The sequence below is a fragment of the Streptomyces sp. NBC_00154 genome, assembly GCF_026342835.1.
Classification (GTDB): domain Bacteria; phylum Actinomycetota; class Actinomycetes; order Streptomycetales; family Streptomycetaceae; genus Streptomyces.
In genome coordinates this window covers 1,507,558-1,529,889 of sequence record NZ_JAPEMI010000002.1, presented here as the reverse complement: position 1 = coordinate 1,529,889, position 22,332 = coordinate 1,507,558, and the positions used below count along the sequence as shown (strand labels likewise).

The 22,332-nt window shown below is 66.8% G+C and carries 16 protein-coding genes, 1 tRNA gene and 4 pseudogenes; 8 read left to right on the top strand and 13 right to left on the bottom strand.

Annotated elements, in window-relative coordinates:
• Positions 1-103 precede the first annotated feature (103 nt).
• Complete coding sequence (locus OHA03_RS43685) at positions 104-3,325, bottom strand: cytochrome P450 (protein WP_267009457.1); 3,222 nt, start codon at positions 3,323-3,325, stop codon at positions 104-106.
• A 246-nt stretch (positions 3,326-3,571) separates the two neighbouring features.
• Between OHA03_RS43685 and OHA03_RS43680 the strand changes: the two genes are divergently transcribed.
• Complete coding sequence (locus OHA03_RS43680; protein ID WP_267009456.1) at positions 3,572-4,204, top strand: TetR/AcrR family transcriptional regulator; 633 nt, start codon at positions 3,572-3,574, stop codon at positions 4,202-4,204.
• 629 nt (positions 4,205-4,833) lie between these two features.
• Here the strand turns inward: OHA03_RS43680 and OHA03_RS43675 are convergent.
• The 5 genes and pseudogenes from OHA03_RS43675 to OHA03_RS43655 form a co-directional block, all read right to left on the bottom strand.
• Entirely contained in the window at positions 4,834-5,163 is a 330-nt protein-coding gene (locus OHA03_RS43675; RefSeq protein ID WP_267009455.1) for an NIPSNAP family protein, read from the bottom strand.
• 71 nt (positions 5,164-5,234) lie between these two features.
• A complete protein-coding gene (locus OHA03_RS43670; protein WP_267009454.1) occupies positions 5,235-5,654 on the bottom strand; it encodes an SsgA family sporulation/cell division regulator in 420 nt (139 codons plus the stop codon).
• The gene (locus OHA03_RS43665) at positions 5,642-5,935 is read right to left on the bottom strand and encodes a hypothetical protein (RefSeq protein WP_267009453.1); all 294 of its coding nucleotides are present in this window, start codon (positions 5,933-5,935) and stop codon (positions 5,642-5,644) included. Before OHA03_RS43665 ends, OHA03_RS43670 begins: the two co-directional genes overlap by 13 nt.
• A 519-nt stretch (positions 5,936-6,454) precedes the next feature.
• Positions 6,455-7,114 (bottom strand): annotated as a pseudogene (locus OHA03_RS43660) (integrase core domain-containing protein); the annotation flags it as partial.
• A gap of 498 nt (positions 7,115-7,612) precedes the next feature.
• Positions 7,613-8,046: pseudogene (locus tag OHA03_RS43655) on the bottom strand (VOC family protein).
• A gap of 326 nt (positions 8,047-8,372) precedes the next feature.
• On the opposite strand from OHA03_RS43655, the gene OHA03_RS43650 reads away from it, so the two are divergent.
• Positions 8,373-8,467, top strand: a tRNA-Arg gene (locus OHA03_RS43650).
• Between the two features lie 479 nt (positions 8,468-8,946).
• On the opposite strand, the gene OHA03_RS43645 is transcribed toward OHA03_RS43650, so the two are convergent.
• Entirely contained in the window at positions 8,947-10,125 is a 1,179-nt protein-coding gene (locus OHA03_RS43645; RefSeq protein ID WP_267009452.1) for an alpha/beta hydrolase, read from the bottom strand.
• Positions 10,126-10,449: 324 nt separating this feature from the next.
• Complete coding sequence (locus OHA03_RS43640) at positions 10,450-10,764, bottom strand: hypothetical protein (protein ID WP_267009451.1); 315 nt, start codon at positions 10,762-10,764, stop codon at positions 10,450-10,452.
• A gap of 298 nt (positions 10,765-11,062) precedes the next feature.
• On the opposite strand from OHA03_RS43640, the gene OHA03_RS43635 reads away from it, so the two are divergent.
• The 3 genes and pseudogenes from OHA03_RS43635 to istB all read left to right on the top strand — a co-directional run bounded on the left by OHA03_RS43635 (position 11,063) and on the right by istB (position 14,205).
• Positions 11,063-11,296: a hypothetical protein gene (locus tag OHA03_RS43635; protein WP_267009450.1), complete on the top strand. Its 234-nt coding sequence runs from the start codon at positions 11,063-11,065 to the stop codon at positions 11,294-11,296.
• Positions 11,297-11,779: 483 nt separating this feature from the next.
• Positions 11,780-13,414, top strand: a complete 1,635-nt coding sequence (gene istA, locus OHA03_RS43630; RefSeq protein WP_267009681.1) for an IS21 family transposase — start codon at positions 11,780-11,782, stop codon at positions 13,412-13,414.
• Positions 13,411-14,205, top strand: a pseudogene (istB, locus tag OHA03_RS43625) (IS21-like element helper ATPase IstB). Before istA ends, istB begins: the two are co-directional and overlap by 4 nt.
• Positions 14,206-14,258: 53 nt before the next feature.
• Here istB and OHA03_RS43620 read toward each other — a convergent pair.
• The 3 genes from OHA03_RS43620 to OHA03_RS43610 form a co-directional block, all read right to left on the bottom strand.
• On the bottom strand, positions 14,259-14,897 hold the full coding sequence (locus OHA03_RS43620; RefSeq protein WP_267009449.1) for an HAD family phosphatase: 639 nt from the start codon (positions 14,895-14,897) through the stop codon (positions 14,259-14,261).
• A gap of 264 nt (positions 14,898-15,161) precedes the next feature.
• Complete coding sequence (locus OHA03_RS43615; protein WP_267009448.1) at positions 15,162-17,204, bottom strand: SpoIIE family protein phosphatase; 2,043 nt, start codon at positions 17,202-17,204, stop codon at positions 15,162-15,164.
• 425 nt (positions 17,205-17,629) lie between these two features.
• Positions 17,630-18,163, bottom strand: a complete 534-nt coding sequence (locus tag OHA03_RS43610) for a flavoprotein (RefSeq protein ID WP_267009447.1) — start codon at positions 18,161-18,163, stop codon at positions 17,630-17,632.
• A gap of 245 nt (positions 18,164-18,408) precedes the next feature.
• On the opposite strand from OHA03_RS43610, the gene OHA03_RS43605 reads away from it, so the two are divergent.
• The 3 genes and pseudogenes from OHA03_RS43605 (at position 18,409) to OHA03_RS43595 (ending at position 20,745) form a co-directional block, all read left to right on the top strand.
• Positions 18,409-19,041 carry a hypothetical protein gene (locus OHA03_RS43605; protein ID WP_267009680.1) on the top strand — a complete coding sequence of 211 codons (633 nt, stop codon included), beginning with the start codon at positions 18,409-18,411 and terminating at the stop codon, positions 19,039-19,041.
• 568 nt (positions 19,042-19,609) lie between these two features.
• On the top strand, positions 19,610-20,002 hold the full coding sequence (locus OHA03_RS43600) for a hypothetical protein (RefSeq protein ID WP_267009446.1): 393 nt from the start codon (positions 19,610-19,612) through the stop codon (positions 20,000-20,002).
• Positions 19,990-20,745, top strand: a pseudogene (locus OHA03_RS43595) (transposase). The gene OHA03_RS43600 and the pseudogene OHA03_RS43595 overlap by 13 nt, the downstream one beginning before the upstream one ends.
• Before the next feature lie 56 nt (positions 20,746-20,801).
• On the opposite strand, the gene OHA03_RS43590 reads toward OHA03_RS43595, so the two are convergent.
• Together OHA03_RS43590 and OHA03_RS43585 are read right to left on the bottom strand one after the other, a co-directional pair.
• Positions 20,802-21,131 (bottom strand): hypothetical protein, encoded by a 330-nt coding sequence (locus tag OHA03_RS43590; protein WP_267009445.1) that lies wholly within the window; start codon positions 21,129-21,131, stop codon positions 20,802-20,804.
• A gap of 268 nt (positions 21,132-21,399) precedes the next feature.
• Positions 21,400-21,966, bottom strand: coding sequence for an HD domain-containing protein (locus tag OHA03_RS43585; RefSeq protein WP_267009444.1), 567 nt, complete (start codon positions 21,964-21,966; stop codon positions 21,400-21,402).
• Positions 21,967-22,332: the final 366 nt, after the last annotated feature.

The window sequence follows — 22,332 nt, the reverse complement described above, 5'->3', positions numbered from 1 at the left end:
CGGCGCGCCCAACGGTTCGGGCCGATGGGTGCCGTCGCGGGTGAGTGGTGTCCGGGAGAGTGCGGGGTGTCAAGACCGCCGCACTCTCCCGGCGTCTGGAGGATCAGGCGAAGACGTCCTGCTGGTAGCGCTCGTCCGCCTCGAGCTGGGCGAGCCACTGCTGGGCGGCCTCGTCGTCGGCGCCGGTCCGCTGGCGGTAGATCGCCGCGAGGGCCTCGCGCACGGCGGGAGCCATGCGGCGGCCGTCACCGCAGACATAGACGTACGCGCCGTCCTGGATGGCCTGCCACACGGTGTCGGCGGCGTTGGCGATGGCGTTCTGGACGAACCGGGCCGGGTGGCCGGTCACCGCGGAGTAGGCGGTGTGGACCTGGGCGATCCCGACCTGCTCCCAGTCCTGCATCTCCTGCCGGTAGAAGTAGTCGTGCTCCGGGTGGCGGCAGCCGACGAAGACCTGGGACAGGCCCACCTCGGTGCCGTTCTCCTGCTGCGAGGCGCGCTCCTCCAGGAATCCGCGCAGCGGCGCGATGCCGGTGCCCGGACCGATGAGGACCAGCGGCGTGGCCGGGTCGGCCGGCGGGGCGAAGGTCGGGGAGGGCACGCGCACGTAGCCGTAGAAGACGTCTCCGGGCTCGAGGCCTGCGATGTAGGACGAGCAGGTGCCGCGGTACTGGCCGTCGCCGGACAGGGCCGGGCCTTCCAGCAGTCCGACGGTCAGGCGCACGTGGCGCGGGTTGGCCAGCGGGGCGGAGGAGATGGAGTAGAACCGCTGGCGGATCGGGCCCATCATGTCCAGGAAGACTGCCAGCGGCAGCTCGACCGCCGGGAAGCGCTCCAGCAGGCCCAGCACGGAGACCCGCTTGCCCAGGATCTCAGTCTGGTAGCGCTCCTCGGATTCGGTGGTGTCGGCCGTGTAGGCCTGCAGCTGCGGCCGGGTCCACGGGCACTCGGTGTGCTCGGCCAGCGTCTGTACCTGGGAGCGGGTGGCCACGTCCTGCAGCTCCAGGAACTCGGTGAGCAGCAGGCCTGCGGTCACGGGGGTGCCCACCGGGAGGTGGGTGCGGCCGCCGGCCTGCAGTTCCAGGCGCAGGACCTGGTCGCGGTCGACGCCGAGGCGGGCGAGGGCGCGGTTGACCAGGGCCGGCTCGTTCTTGGCGAAGACGGCCAGGTGGTTGCCGGTGTCGTAGGTGACGCCCTCGGGGAGCTCGATGGTGATGGACTTCGCGGCCGGGCGCGGCGGCTCGATGCTGAAGTCCCACAGCCCGGTCGCGTCGCTGACGAGTTCCTCGTTGGCGACGACGGTCAGCGAGTAGGCCTGCTCGGAGACGATCGCGGGGCGCACGTCGGCCTCGGTCAGCAGTTGCACCTGGTAGCGCGGGCCGCTGGCCTGGGAGGTGTCGGCCGCGTACTCCTCGGCCAGGGTGGTCCACAGGGTGTCCATCCAGCGGGTGGCCATGCCGTCGAAGTCACCGGCGGCATCCGCGATGCCGCGCTCGATGATGGGGGTGGCGCCGGCCGCCAGCAGGCCTGCCTCGATCCGCTTGGGGAAGCCCTGGTAGGTGGCCACCCACTGGGTGTTTCCGGCACCCAGCAGCGCGAACTGCACGTTGGACAGCGAGCCCTCCGGGAGTCCGGCGGCGAGCATGTCGTCGAAACGCTGCGAGTTGTCCGGGGCCTTGCCGTTGTAGCTGGAGGCCACGACGACGAGCAGGCCCTCGGTGGGCAGGTTGTCACCCAGCTCGTCCAGGCCGACCAAGGTGGTGCCGAACCCGGAGCGCTCGCTGCGGTCGGCGATGGTGCGCGCCAGGTCCTCGCACGAGCCCAGGCTGGAGCCGTAGGCGACGGTCAGGTTCACCCCGACACCACTGACTGCGGCCTGCGCCTGCGTGTCGTCGGTCTGCAGGTCCACTGCGCCGAAGACGGTCCGTTCGTGCTCCCGACGGGACCGCACTTTCAGTTCGAAGCCGCCAGGCTTGCGCGTCAGCGCCTCCTTGACGTCCATCTTGTAGTCGTCAGTGTCGGCGAACTTGAACTTCTGCAGCACCAGTGCGAGCGCCAGACGGGCCTCGGTGAGCGCGAACTGCCGGCCGATGCACGCACGCACGCCGTTACCGAACGGCTTGTAGGCGTGCGGGTGGTGGTTGACCCGGTTCTCCGGCAGCCACCGCTCGATGTCGAACTCCTCCGGCCGGTCCCACGCCTTGGGGTGGGTGTGCAGCGGGCCCTCGAGGAGGTTGACCTGCGTTCCCTTCTTCAGCTCGTAGCAGCCGCCGATGACGGTGTCCTCGATCGGCGACTTGCCGATCAAGGGGATGGGAGCCCACAGGCGCAGGGTCTCCTCCAGGACGCGCGGGATCACGTCCATCTGCATGATCGTGTCGTAGTCCGGGACTGTGTCTCCCGGCAGCAGCCGGTCCACCTCGGCGTAGGCCTGGGCCAGCACCTGCGGATTACGCATCAGCGAGTACGTGGCGAACGACAGCAGACCACTGGTGGTCTCGTGACCGGCGATCAGGAACGTCACCACCTGGTCACGGACGTTGTCGTCGTCCAGCCCCTTGCCGGTCTCCGGGTCGGTGGCCTCCAGCATCAGACCCAGCAGGTCATCCTCAGCGGTGCCCTTCCCCTCACGGCGCTCCTTGATCACACTCTCGACCAGGTCCCGCATAAGCTGGATGTTCGCGCGGTACTTCTTGTCATCGGCCTTGCGCATCTTGGTCATCATCGGCAGCTCCTGCGAGCGCCGAAGCGACTCGACCAGCGCCTCCAGCAGCGCTTTGAGGAAGGGGTGCAGATCCTCCTTGGCGAAGGAGGCGAACCGGTAACCGAACCCCGACAGGGCGATGGTGTCCAGGGTCAGCCGGGTGTAGTCGTCGGTGATGTTGACCGGCTGGCCCTCCTTACGCTCCCACTTGCCCACCAGGTTCTGGGCGATCTCCAGCATCTGCCCGTAGTAGCCCTTCATGGCCCGCTGGCTGAAGGCCGGGAGGAGGACTCGGTGCGCCATGCCCCATTCCTCCTCGTGCTGGTGGGCCGTGAACAGACCGGCTCCCGTGTAGTCCCGGACATGGGCCAGCGGCGTCTTGTCGATCTGCTTGAAGAACCGCGTCTCGTCGCAGACCTCGGCCACCAGGTCCGGGTCCCAGACGAAGACCTGCTCGATGCCGGCGATCTCCAGGCCGTAGAGCCCCTCGGGGAACTGCTTGGACAGCTCGCCGAAGTACTCCACCGGGTTGGTGCTGGGAATCTGCGGCGTGTGGCCGAGGAAGGGGACCTTGCGCGGAGACCGGATGGGTCGCAGGTCGTTCTTGGACTGTGTGGTCATGGCTTGCTCCTTAGGGCAGGGAGGGGATGGGCAAGGGCGCCAATCGATGCCGCGATGCATCACCGAAACATACGTTGTACGAAAGTAGTACCATACGACGTATGGAAAGTCGACTGCAGCCAGCCCTGCGAGGGCGACCGCCACGCCACCACGTGGCCGAGTCACTTCCATACGCTGTACGAAACTGATACCGTAGGGCGTATGGAAAAGGTGAAGCGTCCCCCGCGGGGAACCAGGAAGAGAGAGGTGCCTCTGACCGAGGCCGGGATCTATGCTGCCGCCGTGCAGCTCATCGACGCGGACGGGGTCGATGCGCTCACCATGCGCAAACTCGCGACCGTGCTTGATGCGAACCCGATGTCGCTCTACCACCACGTGCCCAACAAGGACGCCGTACTGCGCGGCGTGGCGAGAATGGTCGGCACCCAGTTCCGCACCGTGACACTGGAGGACGCTCCCTGGCAGGAGCGCATGCGCCTACTCGCCACGGATTTCCGGACGCTGGCGCACCGCCACCCGAAGCTCATGGCCTACTCGTTCAGCCACCAGGCGGACTTCATCCAGCCCGAAGACCCGTTCTGGGTTTCGCTCGCCGCGATCCTGGACGCCGCTGGGGTGCCGCACTCCGAGCTCCCGCAGATCGCCGCTCTCGTATGCGCCGTCATCACCGGTGTCCTCACCGCCGAGCTCAACGGCGCGCTCCACCAATGGTCGAGCCTCAAACCCCCCCTTGTCGGCGACGACGGGCTCACCCACCCGGACCATGACGAGAACCGCATCTTCCGCCTGGCGCTGGACACGATCATCACGGGTCTGGAGAGCCGACTCGCTGCCGCTGGTGACGGCGCCAGGGCGCCGGTCATTGATTTGCAGTCCTGAAGCGTTGCAGCCTGGGGCCGGCCCGTGGTCGGGCCGCCTCAGGCTGCCGCGCCTGAGGAGGCGCCCATCAGATACCGAGATGGCCTTCTTCACGCGGCCGCTGCAGATGCGCGGTGTGCTGCGGCTAGGCCGGGCGACCGCACCATGGGCGGCGATCTGATGGCTACACCGTCGGCGGATCCGCGTGGGCGCTCCACGGGCCCACCCTGCCCCGCGCCACCTCGCGCACAATCTTGCTGCTGGATCGCGCCTGGATGGTGTGCGTGGTCCGTGGTCTCGTGCGGTCCGAGGACCCGCAGCGTCCGGCGGTGGCCAGGGCCTGAACGTTACCGTGCGGCTCGCTCGCACTGCGGACGACGACCCAGCGCATGACGCGGTGGGCCGACCAGCAGACGCGGCAGCGGCCTGGCGCACGGTGCCGCCGGTACGTGTTCACCCCCGGGTCGGCCGGGCCTCCATGTCACCGGGCGTCGGCGGCCCGTAATGACGGGCACTCAACCGGGTCTTCGGCAACTGCAGCCGTCCCCCCGACCTCGCCGATCTCGTCCATGCCCGTTGCCGTCCGGCGAGCGCCTTGACGGAGTTGCGCAGCGTTCGGTCGCCGCAGACTTCGAGCGGCTCGGTACCCGTCACCGCAAGGGTGAGGCGGCGGTGGGCGTCAGCACGGACTCGGCGACGCCGATGATCAGGCTGATGTCGAAGCCCTCCATGTCCGCGCGGAATTCGGGGCTGGACAGGTACGCCCCCAGTCGCTCCTGAACGTCGTCGGCGTCCCGGTAGGAAACAAGGGCGTACAGCTGGAACGTCTCACTACCGGGACCCGTGGGCACCGTCCAGACGCCGTGCGTGGCGATCTTGTGCTTGGCCATACCGGGAATGTGCTCGGCCCAGATGTTCTCGTAGGCGACGAGCGCCTCAGGGCTGCGCAGTGTGTAGACACGAAGCTGGTACTGGGACATGAACACTCAATCCTTCTCTTCTGCGGCGCGGAACAAAGTCCCTCATCCGTAAGCCAGTTGGGAGGCTTCTCTCAGCCTTTCGCGAACAAGTTCGCCAGTTCGAGGTTCCAGTCGATGTGTCCGGACTCAGCACCCCGTGGCACCAGCGCCTCCGTGTGCTCCAGGAAAGTCCTGATGTCCTGCACGGGAACCTCGAGCAAGGCAGCGTCCGCGGGAGACCCCAGGGCGATATACATCGCTTCGTCACCACGACCAACGGCCGGCCAGATCCGAATGTCCCCACTGCCTGCGGAACCTCTCAGGCCATCGGCCAGAAGATCACGCCCCAGGACCCATTCGGCCGGCTCCTCAGTGTCGGTGAAAAAGGCTGCACGGACGACGTAGGGATCGGTGGGCTCGTAACGCAGGCTCATGCACACGGACAGCGAGTAGGTGCACGAGATGACAAGCTGTACGGCCACCCCCTGCATCACGGTCTTCAAAGACTCCATCGCCCTTCACTCCAAGGTGTCTCTACCTCGGCTGCGCGGCTGATCTCATCCCGGCCGTCGTGGTGCCAGCCACGGATCTCGTCCCGGGAGTAGCGCTGCTCGAGCAGGTAGCCGACACCGTGCTCCCGGCGGTAGTCGCCGGCGCTGACGGTCGGGCGCTGGACGTGCGCGGATGCAGAAGCCTCGGCCGACGGGGTGATCCCGGCGCCAAGAACAGCGGCACTCACGAACGCCACAGAGGAAGCGGTGACGGCAGCAACACACCTCGTGAGATTCTTCATGACCTTTCCTTCCCGATTCGTGCGAGCCAGCCCTTCCATACGACGTACGGAAGCACCCTTCCAGATTTACCATACGACGTATGGAACTGTCGAGGCGGCGAAATGGCCCGAACTGTCGACAGCGGCATGGACACGTCGGCGTCCTCGTCCAGACCGCGTCGGCCGCCTGGACGAAATCCGCCCGGCCTTCAAGAAGATGCTCACCCGCCCCGACCATCTCGGGCTCTGCGCAGAGGAGATCAGACACATCGGCGAACAACTTGCCCAGCTACCACAGGCGTTCATCCATCTTTTCCGCATCAACGCGGCCTTCGGACCTGCGGCCACGCCCCGCTCCACACCGCGCCTCGCGCGCGGAGCCAGTCCGTCGCCGGCGCATATCCGACCGAGTTCGCTGTGGCGCAGGATCTACATGATCTCCGGGTATGACTCGGCCATGCACGCGCCGAGCCGCACACCCTCAGCCAGGCGCTATGCGGGATCGTCTACGCCGTGCAGGCGTTCGTCGACGGCTTGGGCGCGCAAGGTCACCGTGGTGCCGGCCAGAGCCGGGCCGAACCAGATCTGCTGCCCGCGCAGGCTCAGGTTCCCCGACGCGGGAACCACCCGCTCCACCTCGATCGCGCCGACCTCACCCTCGGCCATCGGCCAAGCCACGGCCCCCGGCTCGGCCGGAGGCACTGGGGCTTCCGAAGCCGGGACCGCGTCCAGGCGGGCGGGCAGCACCACCGGCAGCGCATCCTGCTCGGACCGCGGCCTGGGCACGAACCGGCTGGCCGGAACAGCCATGTCCAGGGCCTGATGCGGCCGCATCCGGTTGTAGTTCTCCAGCCAGGCATCGACCGCCGCCTGCGCCGTGGTCAGGTCGGCGAACGGGTCGTGGTCGTCGAGGAGTTCGCGCCGCAGGGTCTGATGGAAGCGTTCGATCTTCCCGGTGGTGGTCGGGGACTGTGGCTTCGTGAGGCGGTGCGTGATCTCCACCTCCCCGGCGATCCGGTGCGGACACGAGTCCGGCCGGTGCGACCGATCCGCCAATCCCGGCAGACCCGACTGCTCGTACTTGCGCACCCAGGAGTGCACCGACTGCCTCGACACCCCATACCGGGCCGCGACTTGAGTGACCGGAACCCCTGCGGCAACCTCCATCACCGCGTGATACCGCTGCTCGACCACACTCAACTCCACCAGCACGGCCCCGGCCCACCCTGCACACGTCCGTCAGACGCGCACAGCCAAGCCGAAGCAAGCGGTGTCAAGCATCAGGTGAAGCCACAACGTCAAGCATCAACCGAGACAAGACAGTAGCCGGTGCGCTACGTGAGTAGAAATATTCTCTACGGATTCAAGGGCTCGCTCCGCTCGCGCCTGCCCGATCACCGCGGGATGCTGGCCGCCCTTCTGCCCCTTGGGTCATGGCCCACCACCGCGGGCAACCTCACGCCGAGCCGCCACCGTGATTCGACCTAGAAGAGGAGAACCGTTAGCACCCGTAGGACCACGAGGCGCACGCACACAATGGCGATTTTGGGCCCATACTCTCGCGAGCAATACGCCACAATATGGCCAGAATTGCGAAGTTACCGCCACGCTAAGAAACGACTTCAGAGGTGGCGAGCCACCTCTCTCCGAGGTCCATCTCATGGCTTCCGTTCGGCTGCATGGTTCGCTTCCTCCTTCTCAGCGCAGTTGCTCGGCCAGTCCGACGATGATGCCCTCCGGGCCGCGGAGGTAGCAAAGCAGATAGCTGTCCTCGAACCGGGCGATCTCGCCGACGAGTTCGGCGCCGTGAGGGCGCAGGCGGGCAACGGTGTCCTCGATGTCGTCGACGGCGAACATGACGCGGTGCGTGCCCAGAATGTTGTGCGGCCGGTTGCGCGGCCCGGCGCTGATCACCGCGGGGCTGCGGTACTTCGCCAGCTCGAGCCGGCTGCGATGGTCCGGACCATCGCGATGTCACAGCGGACGCCGTCGAGTCCGGTGCACTGGTCGGCGAAGAGGCCCTCGACCTCCCCTCTGCCCTCCAGCTCCATACCGAGTTCCACGAAGAACGCGATGGCGGCATCCATGTCCTCGACGACAATGCCGACGTTGTCCATCCGCTGAATCGCCATGCTGGCTTCTCCTTCTTCCTCGTGCGGCCGGTGGTGGCCGCTGATGCCCCTGGGACGGAGCCGGTGGCACGTTCTCGACATCCCCAGACCGCCGAACTCCGAAAAATCTGGATCGCGCCTCAGGTGAGATTCATCCGGATGTACCAACCCACCGCCAACACGATGAGAATGGCTCCCACGAAGGCCCACGCCGTGGTTGCTGTGCTGTGCGAGGTATAGATCAGAGCAAGCATGCTCAGCCAGACACCCGGCAGGAGCGGCCGTAGCCAGTGGACGTTGGCGCCCCCTGTCGAATACGTGCCGAAGGCGCCGATCTATCGCGCTCGGCGTCCGTGGAGCACCAGGTCAGGAGGGATGCGCAGACGATCACCCCAGGCGCCTTCTAAGCGCTTGGCCGCAGGTTCGAGTCCTGCCGGGGGCACACAGTCCGCACCAAGCCAGGCCCTCCCTCGGGAGGGCCTTTTCGGCAGGTCACCGCACCGTAGCGAGGGCCGCGTTGCGAACGCATAAGCGCCGGACCGACCCCAGGTCACAGTGGGGAAGGTCCGGCACTGTCCGGCTGTCACCGGCGTTCTGCGGGTGGCTGCGGTGGATACACGGTGGCGCTCCCAGGTCGACGAGCTCACGGGGGTCTACAAGAACACCTCGCGCGGAAGCGTCGCTCTGGAGTGCCGGCCGGATCGTGGCGAGCGTCGTGGGCTCCCATCCCGACCACCTTCGACCCAGGCAGAGCCGAGCAGCCGCGGCCCAGGGCGTCAAGGTCGTTCGTACAGTGGCGCGCTCCACCTTGACGCCCTGAACCACGCCCGCTCCACGGTGTATGGGCCGAAGGCGGACGGGATGGAAGCGGGGGTGGGTTGAGGTGGAGGAATCTGCGCAGGCCGCGCTCACCCCATCGACCTAGCGGGTTGAGTCGGGAGTGCGCTGCGAGGCGGCCAGGACCCAGGCGGCAAAGGCTTCGACTCCGTCTACGACTGCCTCGAAGCGCGGGGAGTGGAAAATGTCGAACGCGTGCTGCCCACTGGGCAGTTCGGCGTAGACGACGGTGCTGTCCGAGGTGCGGCGCAGTTGGTCGACGAAGTTCCGGGCGCCCTCGATCGTCGCCAGCGCGTCCTTGGTGCCGTGGGCGATGAGGAACGGCGGCGCACCGGGGTGGATGTATCCCTGTGGCTGGAGCGGGGGCGGCGGCTCGTCCGGCGCATCGCCGAAGTAGTGGCCGTAGTAGCCGTAGAGGCAGATCGCCGCGGTGACCGAGGTGTCGACCGACTCGAATCCGGGCTGGAACACCGGGTCGTTCGGCGTGAGCGCGCACAGGGCCGCCAGGTTGGAGCCGGCGGAGCTGCCCGCCACGAACAGCCTCGACGGATCGGCGCCGTACTCGGGGGCGTGCTCGCGGACCCAGGCGATGACCTTCTTGGCGTCGATCTGGTGGCCAGGGAAGGTGGTCTGGGGCCGCAGCCGGTAGTTGGCGCTGATGCACACCCACCCCTGGCTGGCGAGCCGGTAAAGCAGGGGCCGTGCCTCGCGGTTCTTCGCTCCGCTGGTGTAGTGGCCGCCGTGGAAGTAGATCAGGACCGGCGCGTTCTGCGGTGTGTCGCGGCGGCGGTAGATGTCGAGGAGATTCCGGCGGCCGGCGTCCCCGTAGCTGATGTTGGGGATCCGCTGCACGTCACGCCGCCGCATCAGGCCGGGCAGCAGCAGGATGCGGGCCCAGGGCCGGTGGCGGCGCAGCGGTACGTGCACACGATCCCGCCAGCCGGTCCCGAGGCCCTGCTCAAGAGCCCGCCCGACCACCCGATCCGTGCGCAGGCCCCGCCAGGCGGAGACAGCAAGGCCGACGGTGACGACGGCGGCCACTGCGGCCGTCACCTTGGCGCCCGGTGACTCCAGATCACCCTCGGCGGCGGCCAGTGCCGTGGAGGCCACCAAGACATAGATGCCCACGAACGGCACCTCGTTGAGGCCCAGGCCGAACCAGAAGCTCATGGTCGCCAGTGGCCGGGGCCGGCGTGGCGCGACAACGGCGAAGAAGGTGCACCAGGCGAAGAGCGCGGTCGTCGCCACGTATCCCATCGGCATGTCCATGAAGGTACCACCGTCAACTCTGGGCAATTTCTTGGGATTTCCCCGCCCAGCCCCGCCGCCGCAGGTCACTCACTCGTGAAAATCCAACGAACCCGGTTCAACATCAGCGCACACACGCGTACTCGGCGCCGATGGGAGGGCGTGCCGTGCGAGTGCGGCTGGATCTGATCCGGCCTCCCCGGTCCGGCCGCTGAGCCGGACAGTAGCCGGACAGCAGGTTGACCCAGGTGGCCCTCGGATCGCATCCGGGGGGCCACCCGTCCGGGTACTCCACCCGTTCGGAAGGAGATGCAGGGCAAGCTCTGATGGGACACCCGCTCAGGGGGTGCCGCTGTCCTGCTGATTACCGCCCGTGCGATGGCTCACCATAATCACGATGAGGCCGGTCAGCAGCAGCACGCCGCCGCTCAGCGACCCCCGCTGGCGGGTGTCAGGGTCGCTGAGCACCCAGAAGCAGACCTGTTGCCAGCCCAGGGCGAAGGCAGCCACCAACTGGCCCCACCCGTAGAGGCGAGGGCGGTGGAACGTCCGCCGGTTCGCGGGGAGCACCCAGCCACGCGTAATCCCCGCTAAGCCCGAGGCGGCGATGAGCAACGCCAGCAGAACAACAGGTATGGCAACGTAGAGCTTCATGGTCCCTCCCTGCGCGCCGGAACCGCGCCGGACACCGGCGTGATCATGGCACCCGCCGCGCTGCGCATCCACGCGCTTCCCCGCAACCCTCGTGATCGGCCGGACAGTCCTAGCGATCCGGGCCGTGCCCGTTGCATGCCCGGTCCAACGGGAAGCGGCGGGGACTCACGGGGAAGCTCGGCCAGAGTTCAGTTACGGCCAACGTCAGACGCGTCCCAGGTCAGCCAGCGTCCGCATCCCAGGTCTTCCAAACTAGGGTGTTAGGCAGGGGACCTTGGAGCCAGGCAGAGGGGACGTAGTGGTTGAATCGCTCATCAGCAGCCTGGAGTGCCAGGTGTGCTCGAATGGCCTGATCGTCTTCAGTGCCGACGTCGAAGCGGATCGTGTCCTGCTGGAGTGCGAGGAGTGCATGACCGGCCGGTGGCAGCCAGACGAGGAGCTGCACTTCCTCACGACAGACATGCTCACTCGGCCTGCAACCTACGACGAGATCCGGGCGATGGGCTGGAGCCTGCTCATCCAGGCGTCATGAGGCAAGGCTGGGGCCGGTATGGCTGTCTCTGACCACTCTGCGTAGAGCTGCGGATCTGGCCGTGCCACAACCGCGCCAGATCGGGCGGGGACTCACGGGGAACTGCGGCTGCCGGCGGTGGCCGAAGCCAGTAACCGCCGAAGTCGGCATCCCACAGGTCAGACCCCCACTCGCCCCACCACGCTCCTAAAGCGGGTGTCGCAGGTTCGAATCCTGCCGGGGGCACCAGGCAAAAGGCCCCGGACCAGGGAACAGCTCCGCCGTTTCCTGTTCTGAGCACAGCGTTACAGCAGCTCGCTATCGCCCCCCAGCAGCACGGTCGTGGAGCGTGGCTCTATTCACGAGTAGTGCCGTCAGTTGTTCACGGGTTTGGGAGGCACCCAGATCCACGGTCGGGTGATGTTCACGAGTTTTGACAGCACTCGGGTACTTGCCAGGACAGCATCGGGGTGCTTCTGGTGAAAGGTCCTGGTCATGCCGCAGATGTCCAAGGTCGAGCTGTACGCGGCGATCCGGCGTGATCACCGTGCCGGCATGAAGATGCGCGAGCTTGAGCGCAAGTACAACGTGTCGTGGCGGACGGTCAAGAAGGCTGTGGACTCCGTCTGGCCGGAACCTCGGAAGAAGCTGCCGCCTCGGCCAACTGCGCTGGATCCGTACAAGCCGGTGATCGACGACATACTGCGGACGGATCTCGACGCACCGCGCAAGCAGCACCATACGATCACGCGGATCTTCCACCGGCTCGTCGAGGAGCATGGCGCCGATGTGTCCTACCAGATGGTCCGGCGCTATGTCTCCGACCGGAAGCCGGAAATCCTCGCGGCCTCGGGCAAAGCCCTGGTGGAAGCGTTCGTGCCGCAGACCCACCTTCCGGACCACGAGGCGGAGGTCGACTTCGGCGACGTGACCGTGCGCCTGGCCGGCGAGCTGGTGACCTGCTATTTGTTCTCGCTCCGCCTGTCCTACTCGGGCAAGGCCGTCCACCGGGTCTTCGCCTCCTGCGGCCAGGAAGCCTTCTTCGAAGGGCACGTGCACGCGCTTCGTACGCTGGGTGGTGTCCCGCGAAGCAAGATCCGCTACGACAACCTGAAGTCGGCCGTCGCCCAGGTGCTGGGGTTGAACCGGGCCCGGGTGGAGACCGACCGGTGGATCGCCTTCCGCTCGCACTTCAACATCGAGAGCTTCTACTGCCGCCCGGGCATCGAAGGAGCCCACGAAAAGGGCGGCGTCGAAGGGATGATCGGCTACTTCCGCCGCAACCACTTCACGCCGGTCCCGGAAGTCGACTCCCTCGCCGAGCTGAACGAGATGGTCGACCAGTGGGATCTGCACGACGGGCATCGGAGGATCGGTTCACGGCCGCGGACCGTCGACGAATACTTCGCCGTCGAACAGCCGCTGCTGATGCCGCTGCCGGAAGAGCCGTTCGAGACCGGCCGACTGTTCACGCCGCGCGTCGACCGCTACAGCCAGATCGCCGTCCGGACCAACCGCTACTCGGTCCCGACTCGCCTCATCGGCAAGCGGGTGCGTGTCGTCCTGCACGCCTCTCACCTGGTGGTTTATGACAGGAACGTCGAGGTGGCCCGCCACGAGAGGCTGATCGCGAAGGGCAGCTGCCGTCTGGACCTAGACCATTACCTTGAAGTCCTCATCCGCAAGCCCGGCGCCTTCCCCGGTGCCACGGCTCTGGAACAGGCCCGGTCAGCGGGCAGGTTCACCCCGGTCCACAACGCTTGGTGGGCTCAGGCCCGCAAGATCCACGGCGAACGGGACGGCACCCGGGCGCTGATCGAGGTCCTGCTGCTGAACCGGCACCTCGCCCACGAGCACGTGGTAGCGGGCCTGGCCACCGCACTGCGGGCCGGCGCTCTGACCGCCGACGCCGTTGCGCTGGAGGCCCGCAAAGCCGCCCAGGCGGAGGACGAGCCAACCGTCGGTGCAGCCGTCCCGACGCTTCCCGGGACGCCAGCGACGGTCACGTCGCTGCACGAGTGGCGCCTCGCGCACCTCGCGCCGGACACCAGACCACTGCCGTCGGTGACCCCCTATGACCAACTGCTCAGACGCCGTCGCAACAGCGGCAGCGACCACCATGAGGGAGAAGCACAGTGACCCTGCCCCGCCAGCGAGGCTTGACCGAGCAGGCCGCCGACGCCGCCATCGACACCGCCTGCCGCCTGCTGCGGCTGCCGTCGATCCGCAACGAGTTCACCGACATCGCCGACAGGGCGGTCAAGGACCAGATGACCTACCGCGGCTTCCTCGCCGAACTGCTGATGACCGAGTGCGACGACCGGGCTCGTCGACGGTCGGAACGGCGGATCAAGGCCGCCGGCTTCCCACAGGAGAAATCGCTGCGGGCCTTCGACTTCGACGCCAACCCGAACATCGACGCCGCCACCGTCCACACCCTTGCCAGCTGCGAATAGATCAAGAAGAGTCAGCCGCTCTGTCTGATCGGCGACTCCGGCACCGGCAAGTCCCACATGCTGATCGCCCTGGGCACCGAGGCGGCGATGAAGGGCTACCGAGTTCGCTACACGCTCGCCACGAAGCTGGTGAACGAGCTTGTCGAGGCCGCCGACGAGAAGCAGCTCAACAAGACCATCGCCCGCTACGGTCGCGTTGACCTGCTCTGCATTGATGAGCTCGGCTACATGGAGCTGGACCGCCACGGCGCCGAACTGCTCTTCCAGGTGCTGACCGAACGGGAGGAGAAGAACAGCGTCGCCATCGCCTCCAACGAGTCGTTCGGCGGATGGACAAAGACCTTCACCGATCCCCGTCTCTGCGCGGCCATCGTCGACCGGCTCACCTTCAACGGCACCATCATCGAGACCGGTACCGACTCCTACCGCCTGGCCAGCACCCGAGCCCGAGCCGAACGCGCAGAAGCGGTCTGACCAACCCGCTCTACCGCCTGGCGGACAACTGTTGAAGGCCGGCCAAGCCGAGGTCATCCGAGCAGGGCACCCTCTGCAACCCGGGGACGCGAGTCCAGATGAGCCGCGATGCGCGTGATCGTGCGGGCATTGTCCTCGAACAGATGCGCCTGCATGCCCGCCGCCTGGGCGGCCTCAACGTTGACTGCGAAGTCGTCGATGAAGAGACAGCTCTCCGGCTGCACCCCCAGACTGGCGCATACGGCCTCGAAGGCACGTGGGTCTGGCTTCTCGATGCCGATCTCGTGCGAGTAGACGATCTGCTCGACCAATTCGTCGAAGTGGTACAGCGCCGTCTCTCTCTCCCGGGCACCGACGAAGCTGTTACTCAGGATGCCCAGCCTGCACTTCCCCTGGAGCCCCCGCACATAAGCGATGAGTTCCTCGTTCGGTGTCCCCAGGTATTCCGTCCAGATATCAGCCATGAAGGCTTCGACTTGGGGTGCGTTGAGCCCCAAGCGTGCTGCCACCTGCTTGTGAACCTCTCGTTCGCTGATGCTCCCGACGCTCCCGGCTTGCCACACATCGTGCATCCGCTCATGCACAGTGCCAGGCGGCAGCTCCAGCCGCTCTTCCCACCGTTGCACCCACCCAGTTTCCGGCGTGATCTCCAACACGCCGCCGATATCGAGAATGACGCAGGTCGCGGTCACACAATCTCCCCCTCTTCATCCTGGCTGGCGAGCGCACACCGCCCGCTCATGTGATCTATGGAGACACTGTCGCCGTTCCCCCTGGGGCAAGGTCAAGCGATCTTGGAACCCTGTGACAGCTTTGTCGCGGAGCCGTCGACGTGACTCGGCTGCATCAGCGGGTGCCTTCAAAACTCGTGACGATCCGGGGAGCCCTGGGCCTGATGCTGACGTCATAACTCGTCAACAAACGCTGCCGCAAGAAGTGATCGAAGCCATGGAGCGTCAAGAAAGCGCCTGCTCGGTCCAGATGGTCTTGCCGCGTCCGGTGTGGCGGGTGCCCCAGTGCTGGGTCAGTTGCGCGACCAGGTACAGGCCGCGACCGCCTTCGTCGTCGTCCTCCGCGTGTCGCAGCTGGGGGGCGGTGTTGCTGTTGTCGGAGACCTCGCAGATCAGCGCGCGGTCGTTGATCAGCCGGAGCTCTGCCGGCCCCGTGGAGTAGCGGACGGCGTTGGTGACCAGTTCGCTGGCGATCAGTTCGGTGCTGAAAGTGAGGTCGTCGAGGTTCCAGTCGATGAGCTGGCCGGCGACCAGACGGCGGGCTGCTGCGGCGCTCTCGGGTTCGTGGGGCAGCGTCCAGGAGGCCACCTGATCTGGGCCGAGTGAGCGGGTGCGGGCCAGCAGGAGCAGGGCGTCGTCGGCGGGGTTGTCGGGGAGCAATGAGTTCATCAGCGCGTCGCACATGTCCTGCAGGCGGCCGGTCAGGCCCGTGGGTGTGCTGAAGGCGTTCTGGAAGGCAGGAAGCTGGTCCTGATCGGTGTCCTGCAGGAGTTCCGCGTTGTGGAGAGTGAGGATGCTGCCCTCGGGCAGGTCCACGCTGGTGGACCGGTAGGAGGCCACGCCGCGACCCAGGTTCGGCCCCGCCGGGACGTCGATGACGTGGATGCTGCCGTCGGGGAGGGCCAGGACGGGCGCAGGATGTCCCGCCCGGGACAGGGTGCAGGTGCGGGTGACCGGGTCGTAGATCACAAAGAGGCAGGTCGCCGTCAGCTCCGACTGGTCGGAGTTCTCGACGGGCGGGTGTTCGCGGGCGAGCTGCTCGGTCAGGGCGTGGAGGTTTTCGAGGAGTTCGTCGGCCTGCAGGTCCATCGCGGCCAGGGCGCTGATTGCCGTGCGCAGCCGGCCCATCGTGGTCACGGTATGCAGGCCGTGGCCGGATACATCGCCCGCGACGAGCGCGATACGTGCACCGGAGAGTGGGATGACGTCGTACCAAACGCCGCTGGAGGTCACAGGCAGGAAGGTGAACGTGGTCTCCGCGGCGGTCTGCGAGGGCAGCCGGTCGGGCACCAGGGCCCGCTGGGTGAGGCGGGCGATCGTGCGCTCACGGGTGTAGCGGCGGGCGTTGTCGACGCACACCGCGGCCCGGGCCACCACATCGGTGGCGACGCCGAGGTCGGCGTCGTCGAAGGGCAGTGATCCGGGGCCCCGGTAGAAGCCCGCCATGCCGAGCACCACGCCGCGCGCGGCCATCGGAACGGCCATCAGCGAGTGCACACCTGCCTCACGCACCTTCTTGGCGAGCTCCGGATGTCGGACCAGCCACGGGTCGTCGGCCTTCAGCTGCCGGACGAGCCGGGGCCTCAGATCGCTCAGGGCCTGCGCGTACGGGGTGCCCCGGGCAATCACCCACACACCCCCGATCTCGTACGCGCTTCGCACCGCCGATTCGTATGCCACCTGGAACCCCGCCCGGCGCACGGTGACCGGGTCGACCAACGGTCCCGGGCGCGGCGCCTCACCCTGCAGCACGGAATCGAGAACATCGACCGACACCGCGTCGGCCAGCTCGCCCACAGTGACGTCGGCGAGTTCCTGCGCCGTGCGGAACACATCCAGGCTGCTCCCGATCCGCTCACCGGCCCGGTACAGCAGCTGCAGGCGCTGCTCGGCGCGATCCCGCTCGGTGATGTCCACCACCGTGCCGGCCACCCCCAGCGTGCGGCCTTCGGCGTCCTGGAGACGGAACGCCGAGATCGACAGCACCTTCTCCACGCCGCCGAGGACGGCCAGACGGCCCCGGTACCGGAAATCGGTCACCGCCTCGCCCGTCTCCAGCACCGTGCGCAGCATGCTCTCCACATCGTCCGCGGCGAATCCCAGCTCGCGCCAGGTCCGGCCGACCGCGTCACTCATGTCGAGGCCCTGGACGCCGAGGGCGGCAGAGTTGAAGCGCACGATCCGCAGCTCCGGATCCAGAACCTGCAGGCCGATCGGCGGCTGAGTGAACAGCGCGTGCAGCACCGCCGCATCGAAACCAGGGTCCATGCCGATGACAGCCTCCTTCGCGTGATGACAGCCAGCATCAACGCCACACCGCCCCCCAGCGCGGCGACACCACCGCCCGGGTGCCCGACGTCACCCCACCACCCGTCCCGAGTGTCCGGGAACGAACGTTCGTGAGACGCGAAGATCCATCTGACCTTCGTGCCTCTCTACAACATCGGACGAACAATGCTTCGGAGCCGCCGGAGGTCAGTCCGGCACGATGAGCCCAGGTAGCGGCATCTGACATCCATGCTTGACATCAACAAGTGAGGACGCCGCTGGACGTGAGCGGTACCCCTCGTCCCCGCCGGGCCGGGATAGGAGCCCACTTGCAGGCTGGGATCGGGTCCGTGATCGAACTTACAAGGCAGATGTCGCTCCGGTTGGCTGGAGCGAAACGTGTACAGCAGCCAATGATGGCCTGCTCAATTCCCTCGTACCCGGTGTACAGACTCCAAGATCTCGGCCCACGGAAGCTCTCGATCTGCCAGGCCCCGACGCGGTTCGTCCAGTGGCCAGACGTCAGCCCCGTAGACCAGCTCCACGCCTGCCTTTCGTAGAGTTTCGATGTGTCCATCCCATGCCGGATGCCGCGCATGTGCCGCGTTGATCCGAGGGAACACCACTACCGGGACGTCGATAGTGCCCAGCGCTTCGCCCACTTGTGTCAGGGCTTGGTTGTCGGCGATGCCCGTTGCGAGCTTGGCGACGTAGTTCGCACTTGCTGGGGCGACGACGTAGCAGTCGGCGACAGGGTGCGGGCGAGGCTCAGTCGGCAGGCGGGGCTTATCTCGCACCGGAAGGCCGGTCAGTGTCTCCAAACGATTTACATCGCCGTTCGCCCTCAGCCATCGGCCGGCATTCGGCGTCAGGGTCACGGCTACCTGCCAGCCGAGGGCGATGGCTGGCTCCACCAGTCCGGTGCGCAGCGTCTCGATTCCATCAGCTGCCGTGCCCACGACTGCCAGCACTCCGCGACTGCCTACGCTCACTGTTCCACCGCCCCGTATCGGTCCACCCCAAGGCCAGCAGTACAGCAGAGAAGTTCAGCAACCGTGCCGACTACCAACTGTCGGCGTAGACCCGCATCTGCGCAGGGGGGTACAAGCGAAGGTGCTCAGCTCCCATGGCCGAGACGAGGTGGTCGGCGTAATCGGGAGGCGATACGGGCGCGGGATGCGGAACACTTCGCCGGGTGATCGTGATGCAGCCCGTCCTGGAGATATACGCACCTGACGGCTTCGACCTCTGGCCTGTCGCCGAGATCAAGTCGTTCGGCTTCCTGCCTCTCAGCGGTCAGCTCTCACCCGCTGAGGTCGGGACGGCGGTGATGCGCATCGCCAGCTGCAATGACATCGACCCCGACGGCGATCGTCCACCTCGGCCGGCCGCCGCACTTGACTCGTTCCTTCACGGTCTGCTGACCTTCGACAACCTCTTCGCGGCCGGCGGCCTGCGGGTCACCGACAAGTCCACAGGCGTCGCCTTCCTGCCCGGTTGCTGCGATGGGCTGGAGGACTGGCGCGACTGGCACCAGTTCGTCGACGACGGCAGCCTGCTCGGATTCGGCCACGACCCCGTGTCACCGGTTGCGGAGCGCTTCGGCGACACCGTCCGGCTCACTGTCAACGCCGAGCGGAGCGACAGTCCGGTGATCGAGCTGTGCGTAACCGAGCTCCGCCACCTACTCACCGGCGCCGAGCGCGACCTGTCCGACTTCCTCACGTTGGCAACCGACTGGTCCTCCAGGCACCTGCCTGGCCAATGCACTTCCGTCACAGCCGCTCTCGCCCGCGTTCTCGACCTTCCCGCGCCGGCCATAACGCCGGAGCCGTAGGTGATGAAACGGGGAGACAGTATTACATGCGGCACTGACAGGACGGTCAGGGTCGTTCGGATACCGCAGGACAACGACACGGTTTGGGCGCCGCGTCGAATGCGTGTCGAGACTCTTCGACCAGGACTCGGTATGCGCCACGACTACGCAGCTCAGATGCCTAGTAAGGGAGAATCGACACTGCGCGTTCTAAGCGCTCGGGAGGTGCCGGAGGTACAAGGCCGGGCGTAGGGGCAACTCGACCTGCGCGGACCGGTCACGAGAAGCCGCCTCTCACCTCCGGCGGTCCAGCAAGCGCGGTCCGTCGCTTGCGCGAAATGCGGCCCTCATGAGCCCAGTGTGGGATGGCTGTCTGGGGCAAGGTCCACTCCGAGATCGCCTCACATCGCAGTCAACGGCTCACCGTTGGCGCGGGACTCCTGCATCTCTTCGACGAGGCTGTCGGGAAGCTGAAAGGCGAGTTGTGCGTTGACCTCACGACCGACGATCACCTCGACTAAGGGCTGTCCCGTAACACGCGTGACTGTCGAGGTGTCAGTTCTGGGCTATGGACTGCAGGTTGCCTCGGATGAATGATCTGGAGATGCCCATGGACGGGCCACTCTCCGAAGCTGACCTTGATGCGATGGGCAAGCGGACTACGGCCGCATCGCCGGGACCTTGGGTTCCCTGGCTGGAGACGCGCGGAGCGACAGGCGGGGAGAGCTTCATCCAGGTGGGTCCTGGCCATGCCGAGCAAGATGATGAGATCCACGTCCACCGGATCGTCGGCGCTCGGCAAGTCCTCAGCCCGGACCGGCAACTGGACGCGGACCTCGACTTCATCGCATGGGCACGTCAGGATATAGCCCGCCTGATCGCCGAAGTGAGGCGATTGCGGGCCGTGCTCGTGGAGAGCGACTCGCCGGACAGACATGCATCAGGCGCTCGTGGTGAGACCCTCGCCGCGTGCCTCACGTGATCACTGCAGCGGAACCATCCTGGATGGGCCCCTTCAGTGGGCTGAGTCCGCGCTCCTTCAGCAGACTGGTGAACGCGCTCCGGCGTGAAGGCGTCGACGATGCCCGCACGGGCCGGCCCTGGGCCCTTCCCCTGGCCGACCGGGTGCTACTACTCACCGCGTACTGGCGAACGAACCTGACGCTGCGCCAACTTGCCCCCTTCGAAATCGGCAGCGGACCGCATCGTTGCCACCTTGGCCCACTCCTCGCGATGCGACCGCGCCAGCGGTTCCGCAAGGACACTGTGCTGATCGTGGACGGCACCCTGGTGCCCACCCACGATCACACGTTGGCCGAGCAGTCGAAGAACCACCGCTATTCCACGGCCCATCAGGTCGTCATCGACGCCGACACCCGCCTGGTCGTCGTGGTCGGCCGGCCCTTGCCCGGCAACCGACACGACCCCCGCGGATGAGAAGAGTCCGGTGCCAAGGCCGCCGTCGGCAACACCTTGACCATCGCCGACGGCGGCTACCAAGGCACCGAACTGGTCATCCCGCGCCGCCGCCGCAAGGGCGAAGAACTCCCGGCCTGGAAGGGAGACCACAACTGGTCGGACAAACAGGTCCGCGCTCGCGTCGAGCACACCTTCGCCCGCATGAAGGGCTGGAAGATCCTGCGTGACTGCCGACTGAAAGGCGACCGGGTTCACCACGCCATGCTCGGCATCGCCCGCCTGCACAACCGCACCCTCGCCGGATAGGAGACATAACAGCCGGTCTCGCTTCCCCCGACTCCAAGATCATTATGGGGCAAACCTTAGTCGCCCTGGAGGTGGAGTTCCAGGCTCGCGGCCTCCGCGCAACGCTCTGCAAGCTCGCGGATCTTCTGCAGAATGTCCCGCTCCCGCTGCCTCTTCACCAGATCACAGGTGGCGTCGACCTCGGAGATGAACTGAGGCATGTCCACCGACGTAAGGATCTGGGTGCGATACGGGTCCACCCGGTTGAGCATCGGCAGACTGCTGTTCACGCACAGACCGGAGAACAGGTCCGCCCCGTCCTGTACGAATTCCACCGTGGTCAGCCGACGCTTCTTGGGGCTCGTCCCCCGATGCGTCACCTGCATCAGCACTACGTCAACACCCATTCCTCGTGCTCCTTCCAGGATCCCGGACACTTGCCCAGGGGTCAGGAGTGGGCACCAGGGTTCCGTCCACGATCAGGACGGCATCCGCCCTGGTCACACCAAGATCGTCTCACTCGTGACCAGTGGTTACGGGACAACCCTTAGCTACGTTTTCCCACCGTTTCCCCAGTCACCTATTTGAACCAGCCAAGTTCTATCAATACTTGCAGGTCAGCCAGGAGAGACAATGACAGCCGGAGCCGATTGCGAGTGACCTCGGGAACAAGTCCTACGCGGCCCTGTCCCGCGCCGCTGCCGCGGCCACGCGCTCGACCACTGGCCGCCAGCAGTCCAGACCCGGCACGCGCAGGCCCACGACTTTGCCGGCATCGTCGGCGCGGCGCAGCGCGATGGCCGCCGTGGCGTCGGGGTCTGCCTCGAAGACGGCGGCTTCCTCCGACGTCATGACTCCGCCCTGGCAGCCGAGGGTGCGGGCACTCTCCAGCGAAAGCACGAGGTGCGCGTCGGTGGCGGCCAAGTAGCGCTTGGCCGGGATGTGGAGGGCGACCAGGCGGGCGACCCGGGCCCCGAGGAGACCGACGACGGCCGCCGCAGCGTGCTCCCCGTGACCGGCCTCGTCGCCGGGCAGGAGGTGGTGGCCGATGTCGTGGACGAGCCCGGCAACCTGCAGCTCCTCATCGTCGGGGTGGCGCTCGGCGAGAACCACCGCAACCTGCAGGCCATGGTCGAGGATGGCCACCGGGTCGCCCGAGCGGTCCGGGGTGTCCCAGGCATCCTCGCAGTCGACCAGCAGTGCCATGAGCTCGTCCACGGACGACAGCCGCTCTCCGTTCATGCCCGCACGCTGCCGAAGTCGCCCGTACGCCGGGTGTACGCACGGCGTACTCCACGGGGCCGGTCGGCCAAAGAAACCCGAAGTGAACCGCCGCCCCTGGCTGCTTCACCACGCGCCCGCCTCCCCACGTCAGATCCTCGAAGACCTCGCCGAAGCCATGGTCATGCCACAGATCTCGGAGATCGAGCCAACATCCGCGCCCCCTGCGCCAGACAGGCGCGACCGTCAGTCCCGGCAGTCAGGGTGCAGACCAAAGCCACCCGGGGGCCGGCTTGCGCGTAGCGGGTCTGGCGATGGTCTTCAAAGCTCATCGAGTCCGCGCAGGAGCGCCGGCGAGCCGAAAATGAGCCGCGCGTGGTCGCGCCG

Coding starts and splice junctions, on each gene's coding strand:
- OHA03_RS43685 (WP_267009457.1), bottom strand. CDS start 3,325: ATGACCACACAGTCCAAGAACGACCTGCGACCCATCCGGTCTCCGCGC.
- OHA03_RS43675 (WP_267009455.1), bottom strand. CDS start 5,163: ATGTCCCAGTACCAGCTTCGTGTCTACACACTGCGCAGCCCTGAGGCG.
- OHA03_RS43670 (WP_267009454.1), bottom strand. CDS start 5,654: ATGGAGTCTTTGAAGACCGTGATGCAGGGGGTGGCCGTACAGCTTGTC.
- OHA03_RS43665 (WP_267009453.1), bottom strand. CDS start 5,935: ATGAAGAATCTCACGAGGTGTGTTGCTGCCGTCACCGCTTCCTCTGTG.
- OHA03_RS43645 (WP_267009452.1), bottom strand. CDS start 10,125: ATGCCGATGGGATACGTGGCGACGACCGCGCTCTTCGCCTGGTGCACC.
- OHA03_RS43640 (WP_267009451.1), bottom strand. CDS start 10,764: ATGAAGCTCTACGTTGCCATACCTGTTGTTCTGCTGGCGTTGCTCATC.
- istA (WP_267009681.1), top strand. CDS start 11,780: ATGTCCAAGGTCGAGCTGTACGCGGCGATCCGGCGTGATCACCGTGCC.
- OHA03_RS43615 (WP_267009448.1), bottom strand. CDS start 17,204: ATGGACCCTGGTTTCGATGCGGCGGTGCTGCACGCGCTGTTCACTCAG.
- OHA03_RS43605 (WP_267009680.1), top strand. CDS start 18,409: ATGCAGCCCGTCCTGGAGATATACGCACCTGACGGCTTCGACCTCTGG.
- OHA03_RS43600 (WP_267009446.1), top strand. CDS start 19,610: ATGAATGATCTGGAGATGCCCATGGACGGGCCACTCTCCGAAGCTGAC.
- OHA03_RS43590 (WP_267009445.1), bottom strand. CDS start 21,131: ATGGGTGTTGACGTAGTGCTGATGCAGGTGACGCATCGGGGGACGAGC.
- OHA03_RS43585 (WP_267009444.1), bottom strand. CDS start 21,966: ATGAACGGAGAGCGGCTGTCGTCCGTGGACGAGCTCATGGCACTGCTG.